Source organism: Coprococcus ammoniilyticus (assembly GCF_025567345.1).
GTDB lineage: Bacteria > Bacillota > Clostridia > Lachnospirales > Lachnospiraceae > Coprococcus > Coprococcus ammoniilyticus.
Genome location: NZ_JAOQJS010000004.1, coordinates 90,183 through 103,620 on the forward strand (window position 1 = coordinate 90,183; position 13,438 = coordinate 103,620).

A 13,438-nucleotide genomic window follows, 5' to 3' on the forward strand; every position below is an offset into this window, starting at 1 on the left:
ACTTGACAATATCTTTTTTGTTGATGTATTTTTGAAAAAAGCGAGACATCTCTCTTTTTTTAAATAAAAAGACAGAAGGCAGTTATGAGATTTGACGAAAAAGGGCTTGAGATCGGTAAGACTTTGATGTTGTTGCCGGGACCTTGTTGTAATCGATGAATGGATGGAGCAGCCGGTTTAATCGCAATACGAAGCGGAACCGGCTGCTTTGATTGCATTTATGGAGTGCTGGAAAATTCGGTGGGGGAGAGATAAAGAATATTGTAAGATTTTTGTTGAAAAGTCGTGTATATAGATAGAAGGAGGTATTTGAATGGATGACAAGGTGATTGTTCAGATGTATCTGGATAGAGATGAAAATGCGATTTTGAAAACAAAGGAAAAATATGAGGCGTACTGTTATGCAATATCAAATAATATTCTGGGAAATTATGAGGATGCACAGGAATGTGTAAATGATACTTATTTACGGGTATGGAATTCAATACCACCGCAAAAACCGGTTAGGTTGTCAACTTATCTAGGGAAAATTGTAAGAAATCTTTCATTTGACAGATATAAGAAAAACACGGCGACCAAAAGGGGTGGAGGACAAACGAAATTGATCTTAGATGAATTAGAAGATATCATTTCAGAGAGAAATACTCCTGTGGATGAAGTAGAACGGAAAGAATTAATTAGAACTATAAATGAGTATCTGGCAAATGTATCCCAAAGAAAGAGGCAATTATTTGTATGCAGATACTGGTATGCGGATAGCATTAGAAATATTGCTGACAGGTATAATATGACGGAGAATTATGTATCGGTGATATTAAATCGAATGCGGGCAGAATTACGCATATATTTGTCAGAAAGGGGGTTCGAATTATGAACAGAGAAGATATGTTTGAGCTGTTGCAGGATTTGGATGGCCGATATATAACTGAAGTAGATAGAAAGAAAAAACATGGCTGGATTAAGTGGTTATCGGTTGCGGCAGTAATAGTTATATTTATTTTTGCCGGATGTTTTATATTGATAAGCAATCGAAAAGAAAATGCGTATAAGGTGATCGCATCTGAAGTGGGAAAAGAATATATGCAGCTCGGGGCAACGATGCCACAGATCCTATATTGTAATGACAAGAAAATAATTATGTATGACTACATAGGAATATGGGTATATGATTTTTCAAAAAATAACTTGGTTGGATATTGTGATTTTCGTCCGCTTGATATGACACAGATTCAGGGATATCCATATGTTTGTGTGAAAGCTGTAGAAAATGGAAAATTTGTCGAATTTTATATGTCAGATAACAGTAAAAGATATCTTTATGATGTAAATAAGGATGAATTTAAAGAAGTAGCAACATATGATGAAATGCAGAAGGCATCAGATACGATGCCGGATGTATCGGCAGACCACTCTCTTTCAGAGTATGCATCTACCTATCAGATAGCAGATAAGACTTATATTTCTTATACATTAAATATAGAAGATAGTGCAAATGAGGTGCAGTATAAGGATCTGATAATCTTAAAAGAAACAAATGGGAAACTGGAAAAATTTTTGCCATTTGCGACAGGTGGCGAAAAGTGATAGCCGACAAGAATTTTTACATTTCAACTAAACTGCCGGCGCTTGTGATACGCATAGGTGTTGCCATACTGCCTCAAAAATAGTAAAATAAACTCAGATTTTGCCTGAATATGGGAGGCTTTCTATGAATGAGACAGTTATGATCAATGCATATATAGTCATATCAATTATTATTGCTGCTACAGATATATTATTAGCGGTAAAATCTTTTAAAAAGAATAAAACAACAGGTAGATTTCTGGGGTTTGCCTGTATGGGTGCGGCTATTGTAGATATTAGTTATCTGATCAGTATCATAAGTGATTCCTATATGTGCATGGCGGCTATGTCGAGTATATATTTTATAAGTATAGATTTTATGCTTGTCTCTCTTTTAATTTTCACGGTTTATTTCACAAAAGGAAAGTTTTCCGGATATGGGAAATGGATGTTAGCATTCTGCTTTTTATATTGTATATATGAATTGATCGTGTTTGCAGTTAATCCATTTATGGAAATTGCAATTGAATATAAACCACGGGATACGCTGATTGCAAAGTATAGCTATCAGATGAAGCCCTTGTATGAGCTCCATCTGATATTTTCGTATGTAATGGTGTTATTGGTGGTAGGTTTATTGATTCGGAAGATTTGCAAGATTCCGCAAGAATATCGTTGGCAGTATTTAAGTGTTATCATAGGAATTCTTATTATTGTAGGGTCAAATGCGATCTTTTTATTTTTACCGGGCGAATCTGTAGTGAATTTACTGGACTATTCGATCGGAGGATACAGTGTAGTATCATTTATTATTTATTGGAGCTGCTTTGATTATTCCACACATGGGATGTTGAATAAATTGAAGACAAGTATATTTGAAAATATAGGGCAGGGCATCGTTTTGTTTGATGATGACGAGCGCTTGATTCTGCATAATGAAAGAGCTGATTTTTTCCTGGGAGAAGAACTGTTGACCGGATGTAAAGATCTTCAGAGCTTTCTGGATGTATATGGATTGTCGTTTGATCCGGAATCAGATGACGACAGCTTTTCCCTGCAATGCTATGTTAAATTGGAAACGGAAGAAAAGACATTGCGGTGTGATGTAAAGAAGCTTGAAAATAAAAACGGCCATAAGATTGGTCAGATGTTTGTATTTACAGATATCGCACTTGAGACGGATATGCTTACAGGATTTCAGAAATGGGAAAATTTCAAACAGCTTGCATTGGAAAAAAATGATCATTTTACGTTCCCGGTAGGAATTGCTGTATGTGATATTAATAGTTTGTCTGTTATCAACAGCACACTTGGGAAAAAAGCAGGGGATCAGAAGATCCGGTTGTTGTCGGAAAATATGAGAACCTGTTTTCCTGAAAGGGCATATTATGTCAGAGGAACCGAGGCACATCTTATAGCATTGTGTAGCCGAAGCAGTGAAGATGAGATGGCAGTATGTGCCGGAAAACTTAAGGAGAAGTTCGACGGAAGTATTCAGTACGCAGTCAGTGTAGTAGAAGATGAGACACACAGTATAGTTGAAAGCATTCGAAATACAACTAAAGCTATGCGTACAAAGAAATTAGTAGACAGCAAATCCATTCATTCGGATATGCTGGCATCTCTGATACGGGCACTTGAGGAATGTGACAGTGATACGGAGCATCACGTTCGCCGTACACAGATTATGGGTGCAGAGCTTGGTAAACGTATAGAGTTATCCGATATACAGCAAAGCCGCTTGTCCCTTCTCTGTCTGCTTCATGATATCGGAAAGATCGGTGTTCCGATGGAGATATTGAACAAACCGGGAAAACTTACCGATGAAGAATGGAAGATCATGCGTTCACATGTTGAAAAGGGCTACGATATTGCAAACAGTAATGTAGAATTGAAGCAGATCGCAGAGGAAATCAGACATCATCATGAAAGATGGGATGGAAAGGGCTATCCGGACGGACTGAGCAGGGAGAGTATACCGGTACTGTCACGTGTAATTGCTGTTGTTGATGCATTTGATGCGATGGTAAGTGACCGCCCATATAGAAATGGAATGCCTGTATCCGATGCACTTGAAGAATTAAAAAAATGCGCCGGAACACAATTTGATCCGTTTATTGTTTCCGAGTTTATTCAAATGATATCAGAGAATTATTCTGATACCGTAAAGGGAGTTCATAAGTTCAGGCAGGAGAAGGAAAAGCCTCAACACAAACAAGTGGCAAAACCGGAGGATAACAGTACACTTCAGGAAGCATTCTGTGTACATACAGTGCAATGCAGCAGATATTTGCTGGATGGTTCATGGAATATTTTGTCTGTGGATGATAATTTCGAGAAGCTGACAGGTTATTCCGGTGAGGATGTAGAAAAAAATTCCATGAATCAGATGGACCTGATCCCAGAAGCTGATCGGACAGAATATTTGTGCCGGACAAATGCCAATCTGGCTAAGAGTACATATGTATTGCAGGAACACAGACTCCATCGAAAGGATGGAAAGGATATTTATGTCTTTTGCTATGGACGTGTCTTTTACGATTCGGCAGTTAAACAGGATCGTGCAGAGATTATTATTTCAGATGTATCGAGTACTTATTCCATGAAGATCCTGACAGATGCAGAGCAGAATAAGGCAGAAGTCAGATTGCGGAATTGGGAGAATACATATCGTACAGATTCCCTGACGGGCCTTTTGAATCATGCGGCTTTTCGGAATGATATGGAGATGAAGCTGTTATCAGGTGATTTTAATGCAATGATGATCATGATAGATGTTGATAAATTTAAGCAATATAATGATACCTATGGTCATCATAATGGTGATAAATATCTGATCTTAGTCGCCCAGACATTGCTTGCGTCTTTACGAAATGAAGATTTTGCCAGTCGTATGGGTGGGGACGAATTTGCGGTAATGATGTTCTTTAATAAGAGTGTGCCGGAGAAGGCGATCAAAGAACATGCCCAGCAGATATTTGACAAAGTAAATCTGACAGTAAAATCTGCAGAGGGAGGTACCGGCATCTCTATGGGCGCAGTCATCGCTAAGTCAGAAGCAACCTTTAACCGGTTATATGAGGAAGCAGATAATGCATTATACGAGGCGAAGGAAAGCGGAAGAGGCAGACTGGTCGTGAAGGAGCATGGGGAAAAATAATATAGTATTTATGTTTATAGATGGCATTCTAACAGGAAGTGTTAGGATGCCATAAGAAGTTTGGAGAATTTTAATGACAAAAGAGGAATGGTATAAGCAGCTATTTGAGAGACTTGGTAATTCCAAGTTCCGAAGCAGCTTTCATTTAAAGCAGAAGGACATTGATTACATAAATGAAAAAGGACTGGATACTATAAGGCAGCATGCGCAGGATTTCATTGCAAAGCGGGAAGCTCCGGCGGTTATTCCAAACGATGGAAAACAGACGCCGATGAAAGGGCATCCGGTATTTATCGCACAGCATGCAACTGCAACCTGCTGCAGGGAGTGCATCCGAAAATGGCATAAGATACAGCCGGGCAGGAAATTGAGCCAGATACAGCAGGAGTATCTTGTGGATGTGATCATGACCTGGATTCAGAGAGAGATGGAGAGAAATAAGGATTAGATAGGTAAAAATAATATTTCTTTAATTGGGATAGAATACTATGAGATAATTCGCTTAATTTGTTGACTATTCCCTTAATTAACACTATTATTTAAGGAAAAGAAAGGAGAAGTAAGGGAATGCGAAACTTCAATTATTCTGCAATTAAATATCAGAAATGGGATTCAGAGATTTTAGGGTTAATTGCTGCTATTTATAAAGAAGCTGGAAAACAGGAGATGTATTTGAAGCAGCGTCCAGAGGAACTTGATAAACTTGTAGAGATTGCAAAAATACAAAGTACCGAGGCATCTAATGCTATTGAAGGCATTGTTACGACGAGTACCAGAATTCGTCAGCTTGTTGAAGAAAAGACAACACCTAAGAACCGGGATGAGCAGGAAATTGCGGGTTATCGTGATGTGCTGAATGTTATTCATGATAGCTTTGATGCGATTCCTATTACAAAAAATTATATTTTGCAACTGCACAAGATGTTATATAGCCATATGAACAATCCGCTTGCAGGGCAAACAAAGAATGTACAGAATTATATTAGTGCTACTTATCCAGATGGACATGTTGAAGTGCTGTTTACACCACTTGCTCCATTTGAAACACAGGAGGCACTCGACAGAATCTGTGAGGAATACAATCGTGTCATAGGAAATATGGAATTGGAGCCACTTATTGCCATTTCTGTTTTTATACATGATTTTCTATGCATTCATCCTTTCAATGACGGAAATGGAAGAATGAGCCGTCTGCTCACTGCATTACTGCTGTATCGGAGTGGATTCTATGTTGGAAAGTATGTCTCATTGGAAGCAAAGATTGCCAAGAATAAAGACCTGTACTATGAGGCTCTTGTTGCGGCTCAGCCGGGCTGGCATGATGGAACAGAAGATGTAGTGCCATTTATCAAATATTTACTTGGAACCATCCTTGCTGCCTATAAAGATTTTGAAGACAGAATGGCGTTGGTTGAAATAAAACTACCTGCACTTGAAATGGTACGGAGAGCAAGTCATAATAAAATTGGACGTTTCAATAAGCAGGATATACGGGAGCTATGCCCTACACTCAGTGACAGTTCTATTGAAGGTGCACTGCGAAAATTGGTTGCATCAGGAGAATTGAGGAAAGAAGGAAAAGGAAAAAATACCTGCTATTTTGGGGTGAGGTAGGTGGTTGATTTTTTGTAAATATGAATTGGGGTAAGGGGTGGATTCATAACAGGATTTTGTCTGAATACTTATCCAGATGACCAAAACTAAAATATAATTACCAACCGTCAAATTCGATGGTTGGTAATTTTTTAGAGTTTTCTGCATCGGCAAAAACAACAGAAGGATAGAAACAAAATATGGATTTGTTGCCGATAATGTGGTATACTAACTATAGTAAACGTGATTTTTGAAATCATGATAATAAAAGGCTCACAGAATATGCTTTTTATCGTGTGAAAGGAGGAGAGCGGTAGATGCGATATCTTTCAGTTGCTGAAATGGCAAAAAAATGGGATGTATCTGAACGTAGTGTAAGAAATTATTGTGCCCATGGTCGTGTGCCGGGAGCATTTCTTACCGGAAAGACATGGAATATTCCGGAAAATGCAGAAAAGCCGGAGCGCACTAACAAGAAGAAAGAAAAACCAACGACCTTATTGGATGTTTTGCAGGATGAGAAGGCGAATAAATATGCTGGAGGCATTTATCATAAGACACAGATTGATTTAACATATAATTCAAACCATATGGAAGGCAGTCGGCTGACCCACGATCAGACCCGATATATTTTTGAAACCAATACTATTGGCGTAGAAAAAGAAGTGCTAAATGTGGATGATGTGATCGAAACGGCAAATCACTTCCGTTGCATTGACATGATTATTGATCATGCGAAAGCAACTTTGACAGAGAAATTTATCAAAGAACTTCACTTGGTTTTGAAGAATGGCACCAGCGATTCTAGAAAAGAATGGTTTGCTGTTGGAGATTATAAGAAACTTCCGAATGAAGTCGGCGGCAGGGATACAGCCCTTCCGGAAGAAGTTGCCGATAAAATGAAGACCTTACTGGCGGAATACAACGCCAAAGAAGAAAAGACCTTTGAGGATATTCTGGACTTCCATGTGAAGTTTGAGAGGATTCACCCGTTCCAGGATGGAAACGGTCGTGTGGGAAGATTGATTATGTTTAAGGAGTGCTTGAAATACAATATTGTTCCATTTATTATCGAGGATAATTTGAAAATGTTTTATTATCGAGGATTGAAAGAATGGGACAATGAAAAAGGGTATCTGACTGATACTTGCCTGACAGCACAAAATAGATATAAAGCATACCTGGATTATTTTAGAATTGCATATTAAAAGTGAAAATACTGCGGCACAATATCGTGCGACAGTTCCTGTGAATGCGGATATGCTACTTCTGGAAGATCGGATCGGTAGACAAGATGTATGGAATGACAAGAGATATGTTTTGAAAATTAGGAATTGATGAATGATAACACAACTTCAAGAAATAAAAAGGCTGCTGATTTTTTTACAAAAGAAATCTTGACAGTAACATTGAATGCTGTACAGTAATATTAACAGAACCCACCACGCCTCTGATTTTTATGCGCAACCCGGTGGGACTTTTTTACTTATGGGGTATTTTACGTATCAGTATCCAAAACAAATATTAACAATGATAAATGAAAAATGTCCGGGTGTTGCTATTAATACTGAAGAATATACAACGTATGGTTTTAGAAATTGTTTGGGTTGTATTTTAAAGAATAGTTTTTCTTTTAATGGACCGATAATAAGTGAGTTAGGAAAAGAAATTAGCACTGTAGATGTGTATGCAGAGTATTGTGAGGAAAGAGAAAAAGTTACACTTGATGATTTAAAAAATATCCTCGGATATGAATACAAGCATTATATATTGGGCGTCTGTAAGGGAGAAAACTATACGCTTAAAAAAACTTCGCCCGATAGAGCGCCAGATGACAACACCCTTATTTCTTCTAAGATGTGTACAGATTGGCTTATCTATCCGTGATCTAGATCTTCTGACAATAGGTATGGTTAATGACATGTATGCTGAAAGCAGTAATGATGATTATAAGTATTCAGAAGTTGCCACGCAGGAGGACTTTGATAGGTTCTAGGAAAATATCTTGGGTTACAGGTTGACACTTGCTGTCAACCAAAGCTACAATTCATATTGTTGAAAGCGCTTATCAATAAAATCAAGATAAGGAAGGAACCAACAGTATGAATGGATTAAAATTTATAAGAACAAGGTGCAATATTTCTTTAAGTGAGCTGGCAAGTGTTTTATCTGTTAGTAGACAGCAGATAAGCACTTGGGAGAATGGTGTAAAACCAATTTCACAAAATAGATTAAGTCAACTATCGAAATATTTTGGTGTTGATGAGAAATATTTCTTAAATATATCAGAAGAAGATAAAGAGTATATTGTTTCCAAGGCACTTTATCGTCGTCAAGATAATGAAAAGGAAGTCTATTGTTTTATAAAACAAGGAGAGATGAAGGATGATTTTAAGTATAGATCATTTTCTTATCCTAATTTTGAGGAATCATTAGATGAACAAATGATTCATGCGAAGAAAAAGAAAAAAGAGACAATGGAAGGCATTCAAGAGGCAATGGGGTATTTTGGTAAGCCTGATAAAATTGTTGAAGATGTTTCGGCAATCAATCGTGGCTGTAAGGTTTACGATGCACTAACAAAGTATCTAAGACAAATGCCGAATGAGAAGCCTGGAACAACAATTTTGTATTACAATACGGCTAGGAATGTTCTTTTTTCGCTTCTGATTGCGAATGGACTAATGAGTAAGGAAGAACTCGAAAAGGAATTTGAACACAACATAGGGAGTAAATTATATGACGATATTGAATGGATATACGAACAGGCAGACATTTTCAAAAATAGATATGATTATAAATTGAGACTGGTTGAAGAAGAAAATATCAAATTCCGAGAAAAAATGAAGAAATTACATGATAAGGAATAACTATATTATATTGTGTTCTTTTATATTTGGAGGGAAACAAATATAAAATAGAATACATAATTGTTAAGATAACACCTGTCAGGAATGGCGGGTGTTTTTCTTTGTTACGGAGCAGAGATGCTCCTTTTTTTGTACACATTTTTAGGAGGAAGTGAGAATTCATGGCAAGCCGTATTCAGGGAATTACCGTAGAAATTGGCGGAGATACAACCAAACTGCAGAATGGGTAATGAATGACGAGACGGCACTTGTTCTTCGTAAGCTTAAGGATGCAGATGGTAATTATATCTGGAACCACAATGCTGATACTATCTTCGGAAAGTCAGTATTTATTTCAGAGTTCATGTCAAATGTGAATAATGGAAATAAGCCGATTGCGTTTGGTGATTTCAGCTATTACTGGATTGTAAATCGAAGTGGAATTTTGGTTAGAACACTTGCTGAGAAGTTTGCTCTTTCTCAGCAGACAGGATATTTAGCTTGTGAATATCTTGATGCAAGACTTCTTCGTTCTGAGGCGATTAAGGTTCTCAAGCTTTCATAACACATAAATCTATATTAGCCGGAGGAGAGTAATCTGATCCGGTTGGGAGGTGGGCATAATGCATTTAGTTGAAACTAAAAAGGATGATGCTGTGCCTGTTAGTGAGAAGTATATGCTCACCATCAAGGAGGCAGCAGCTTATTTTAATATTGGTATAAAGAAACTGAGAAGAATTGCAGAGGATAACCTTGGAACAGTGGCGGTGTACTGCGGAAACAGATTCCTGATCATCCGCCCGAAGTTCGAAGGATTTATCCTTAATTCTTCAGAAATATAGTTCCTTTTATCTGCCAAAAGTAGTTGCTATTACAGGGCATAAGAGCGAACATAGGATGACCCCGAAAACTCTTGAAAACAGCCACTTTTGGAAGAAAGGAAGTACTTTTATGGCAAGACCAGATTTAGCAGAAAAGGATATTTTAAATCCTTCTGAGGCAATTGAATATTTTGTTTTGAGCCGGAGAAAATTTTATGATTTATTGAATAATACGGATGGAGAAGATTTTCTGGCATATTACGGAGAACGCAAGCTGATTCTTCGTGTAGCCTTTGAAAGGTATCTGTGTAACCATCCAGAACTGAGGAGGCGGATATAATGGCAAAGGCAGGAAGAGGACAGACACGGCTGGATTCCAAAAGAAGAGTCCTCAGACCGGGAGAGAGCGTAAGGGCAGACGGGAAATATCAATATAAGTATCACATTGATGGAAAACCACATTTTGTATACAGTTGGAAACTGGAGTCAACGGACAAACTTCCAAAGGGAAAAAAGCCATGCCTTTCCCTTCGTGAATTGGGAAAACAGGTAAACACAGATTTGGATTTACCTGTAAATATCGTGGACGGACAGATGACTGTCTGTGAACTGGTAGACCGATATTTAAAAACAAAGACTGGAGTAAGGCAAAGCACGAAACAGAGATATGTTACAGTACAGAGATTACTTGCGAAGGAAGCATTTGGCAAAAAGACGATACGAAGTGTGAAAACTTCCGATGCAAAGCTATTCCTTATCAAATTACAGCAGGAAGATGGAAAAAGTTACAGTTCTATTCATACCATCCGGGGAGTGTTGCGACCAGCCTTTCAGATGGCGGTGGATGATGACATTCTGGTAAAGAATCCATTTGGATTTCAGCTTGCCGGAGTATTGGTAAATGATGCAGTTACAAGAGAGGCAATCACAAAAGACCAGATGCGAAAGTTCTTAAAATTTGTGCATGACGATGTGGTGTACTGTAAATACTATGAAGTGGTGTACATACTTTTTCATACGGGAATGCGAATATCAGAATTTTGTGGCTTGACGCTGAGGGACATTGATCTTGAGAATAGAACTGTGAACATCGACCATCAGTTGCAGAGAACATCGGATATGCGATATATCATAGAAACCACAAAGACGGATGTCGGAACAAGAGTATTGCCAATCACAGAGGATGTGGCACAGATGTTTCAGGCAATCATTGAGGACAGAAATGCACCTAAAGTGGAGAAAGCTATAGACGGATATAGCGGATTCCTGTTTTACGATGATAATGGAATGCCACTTGTGGCAATGCACTGGCAGCACCGATTCAACCATATGGTTGGCAGATACAATGACATCTACCGGGTGCAGATGCCAAACATTACGCCTCATGTATGCAGGCATACTTACTGCTCGAATATGGCAAAATCGGGAATGGATCCAAAGACACTACAGTACCTCATGGGGCATTCGGATATATCAGTCACAATGAATGTGCACACGCATATCGGATTCGATGATGCAGAGGAAGAGCTGAAATGGATGGAAGAGTTTAGGAAGGCACAGGCGGAGGTTGAGCAGAAGAAGGAGAAACCGATGTCACAGAAGATGTTTAAGGTAGTTTAATATGGAAGATAGGTGGCGCTCCGGCTTAGGCTGGGGCGTTTTTTCTATGGAAAAAAGTAGGTTCAGAGGATATAATATAATCAGGGTGATTTGGGAAGATGGGGAAAAGCGGTTTTGATTTTATATGAAAGGAATGGTTGTGAAATGTATTACGAGGAAGAAACAGCAGAGAAGCCAGAAAAATGGCCTGCGAATGCTCGTGAACAGATTTTAGATACATTATGTGAATGTGTAGAAGAATTTAAGAACAATCCGTCTTATAAGACAAGAGAAGTCCTTTTGTCTTTAACGTGTGAGCATGATTTGAATTTGAATGAAAATTCTGGATTGGTTCGTGTAACCGAGTATGAAGTTGGAATACTGAATTTTCTCTATTTAGTTGGTAATGCATATCAAATATCTTCATTAAAAACATATATATACAATATTATAACGCAGGTAACTAGACTACAGAAAATTACTTCTTGGTTTAATCCTGTGATTAATTGTGATGAAGAAAATACATATCGTGTAATACCATATGAACAGGGGCTTATGTTCCCACTGAGATTGTATCACATAGCGTATCAAAAGTTCACAATAGAAAAGAATAAGTCATTTGCAGAACAATTAATAGAAATTGTAGAGGAAACGTTAAAAAGCTGCCAAACGGAAGAAGAGATTGATACCTTGACTCATTCATATACATCTATGTTACTGGATATTAGTAATATGCATGGAAGTAAAAGAGAAAAGTTATGGGAATTTACAAGAGAAGAATTATACAAATTATTAGCAATAGAAGCAAAGCTACTTAGAATGAATAAGCAGCCTGCCAACATTCGACCAGTTAAGGGTGTGCTTATGATGATGATAAGCAATTTCATTTTAAAATCGAGAAATGGGTATAACAATGATTATATTTGTAAATATCTGCCAATAGAAGTTGCAAAGAGTAGTATTAGTAATCATCAAATTTGGATGAAGAAAACAGAGCTGCTTAATGATGAGCGAGAGAAAAAAGTTATTCCAGAATTGTTTGAAGATATGTCATGGATTCATTATGACTGGATAAAAGACATTGATTTTTCTGAGACACGAAACTATTATGTGTCATGTTTCAGTAAGTCAATAAATAATAGCCATATGCAAGACGGTTATGGAGAATGTTTGTATGGATATAAAAATGATAGAATTGTGGACCTGATTGGACCTATTGGATTATATACATTGACAAAAAAGGCTGACGCTGACGCAGATTTGCCAGATACTATGAAAAGACCATATATAGCTCAAGTAATAACATTTGATGTATTATATGACATTGAAGAAGCAAAAACGGAATTACAATATTTATTTAGTGTTATAGACATGTTTGATTTATCTGACAATAATAAGAAAATGTTTTTACAGGAGATATTGCAATATTGGATTCTTTCTGTTAAAGATAGCAAATGGAAAGCTGAAAGAGAAAGAAGATATGTTATTTTTTTATATGACGATTATGAATATATTGAAACAGAATTGGATGATACATTCTTGAAAGTTAAAACATCACTTTTTATTACGCCTGATTTTATTATAGGGAAAAATCCTAGCAAATGGGAAATAATGCGACAACTTGCGGCAAAAAGAAAAGCATTGTTTAGTAAAGAATATCTGTTTTGTGAAAATTGTTTAATGCAAGATCGTGATGTGGCAATACATGAGAAACCAGAAAAATGTCCGATATGTGGTTCTAAAAATATAAGGATGATATATCACGAGAATGCTTAGTAGTAAGAAGCTTCATTTTACTACCAACTTTACTACTAACAGGTAGTAACAACTTGCTCAATTCTGCTCTGATTTGC

At 37.4% G+C, this 13,438-nt stretch carries 13 protein-coding genes; all 13 read left to right on the forward strand.

Annotation, left to right across the window (positions count from 1 at the left end; genetic code table 11):
* Window positions 1-313 precede the first annotated feature (313 nt).
* The 13 genes from OCV60_RS06865 to OCV60_RS06925 all read left to right on the forward strand — a co-directional run bounded on the left by OCV60_RS06865 (window position 314) and on the right by OCV60_RS06925 (window position 13,361).
* Window positions 314-874 carry an RNA polymerase sigma factor gene (locus OCV60_RS06865; RefSeq protein ID WP_021944121.1) on the forward strand — a complete coding sequence of 187 codons (561 nt, stop codon included), beginning with the start codon at window positions 314-316 and terminating at the stop codon, window positions 872-874.
* Window positions 871-1,584, forward strand: a complete 714-nt coding sequence (locus OCV60_RS06870; protein WP_021944122.1) for a hypothetical protein — start codon at window positions 871-873, stop codon at window positions 1,582-1,584. Before OCV60_RS06865 ends, OCV60_RS06870 begins: the two co-directional genes overlap by 4 nt.
* A gap of 124 nt (window positions 1,585-1,708) precedes the next feature.
* Window positions 1,709-4,723: a diguanylate cyclase domain-containing protein gene (locus tag OCV60_RS06875; RefSeq protein WP_262529878.1), complete on the forward strand. Its 3,015-nt coding sequence runs from the start codon at window positions 1,709-1,711 to the stop codon at window positions 4,721-4,723.
* A gap of 73 nt (window positions 4,724-4,796) precedes the next feature.
* Window positions 4,797-5,171 carry a DUF4186 domain-containing protein gene (locus OCV60_RS06880; protein ID WP_117821994.1) on the forward strand — a complete coding sequence of 125 codons (375 nt, stop codon included), beginning with the start codon at window positions 4,797-4,799 and terminating at the stop codon, window positions 5,169-5,171.
* 119 nt (window positions 5,172-5,290) lie between these two features.
* Window positions 5,291-6,337 carry a Fic family protein gene (locus tag OCV60_RS06885; protein ID WP_262529880.1) on the forward strand — a complete coding sequence of 349 codons (1,047 nt, stop codon included), beginning with the start codon at window positions 5,291-5,293 and terminating at the stop codon, window positions 6,335-6,337.
* Window positions 6,338-6,633: 296 nt separating this feature from the next.
* Window positions 6,634-7,524, forward strand: coding sequence for a Fic family protein (locus tag OCV60_RS06890; RefSeq protein ID WP_262529881.1), 891 nt, complete (start codon window positions 6,634-6,636; stop codon window positions 7,522-7,524).
* A gap of 280 nt (window positions 7,525-7,804) precedes the next feature.
* The gene (locus OCV60_RS06895; protein WP_262530019.1) at window positions 7,805-8,203 is read left to right on the forward strand and encodes a hypothetical protein; all 399 of its coding nucleotides are present in this window, start codon (window positions 7,805-7,807) and stop codon (window positions 8,201-8,203) included.
* Between the two features lie 215 nt (window positions 8,204-8,418).
* Window positions 8,419-9,186 carry a helix-turn-helix domain-containing protein gene (locus tag OCV60_RS06900; RefSeq protein ID WP_262529882.1) on the forward strand — a complete coding sequence of 256 codons (768 nt, stop codon included), beginning with the start codon at window positions 8,419-8,421 and terminating at the stop codon, window positions 9,184-9,186.
* Between the two features lie 229 nt (window positions 9,187-9,415).
* The gene (locus OCV60_RS06905; protein WP_118674373.1) at window positions 9,416-9,730 is read left to right on the forward strand and encodes a phage major capsid protein; all 315 of its coding nucleotides are present in this window, start codon (window positions 9,416-9,418) and stop codon (window positions 9,728-9,730) included.
* 58 nt (window positions 9,731-9,788) lie between these two features.
* Entirely contained in the window at window positions 9,789-10,007 is a 219-nt protein-coding gene (locus OCV60_RS06910; protein ID WP_118674375.1) for an excisionase, read from the forward strand.
* A 109-nt stretch (window positions 10,008-10,116) separates the two neighbouring features.
* Window positions 10,117-10,326, forward strand: a complete 210-nt coding sequence (locus tag OCV60_RS06915; RefSeq protein ID WP_118674377.1) for a MerR family transcriptional regulator — start codon at window positions 10,117-10,119, stop codon at window positions 10,324-10,326.
* Window positions 10,326-11,606, forward strand: coding sequence for a site-specific integrase (locus tag OCV60_RS06920; protein WP_262529884.1), 1,281 nt, complete (start codon window positions 10,326-10,328; stop codon window positions 11,604-11,606). Before OCV60_RS06915 ends, OCV60_RS06920 begins: the two co-directional genes overlap by 1 nt.
* A gap of 90 nt (window positions 11,607-11,696) precedes the next feature.
* Window positions 11,697-13,361, forward strand: a complete 1,665-nt coding sequence (locus OCV60_RS06925; RefSeq protein ID WP_262529885.1) for a hypothetical protein — start codon at window positions 11,697-11,699, stop codon at window positions 13,359-13,361.
* Window positions 13,362-13,438 lie beyond the last annotated feature (77 nt).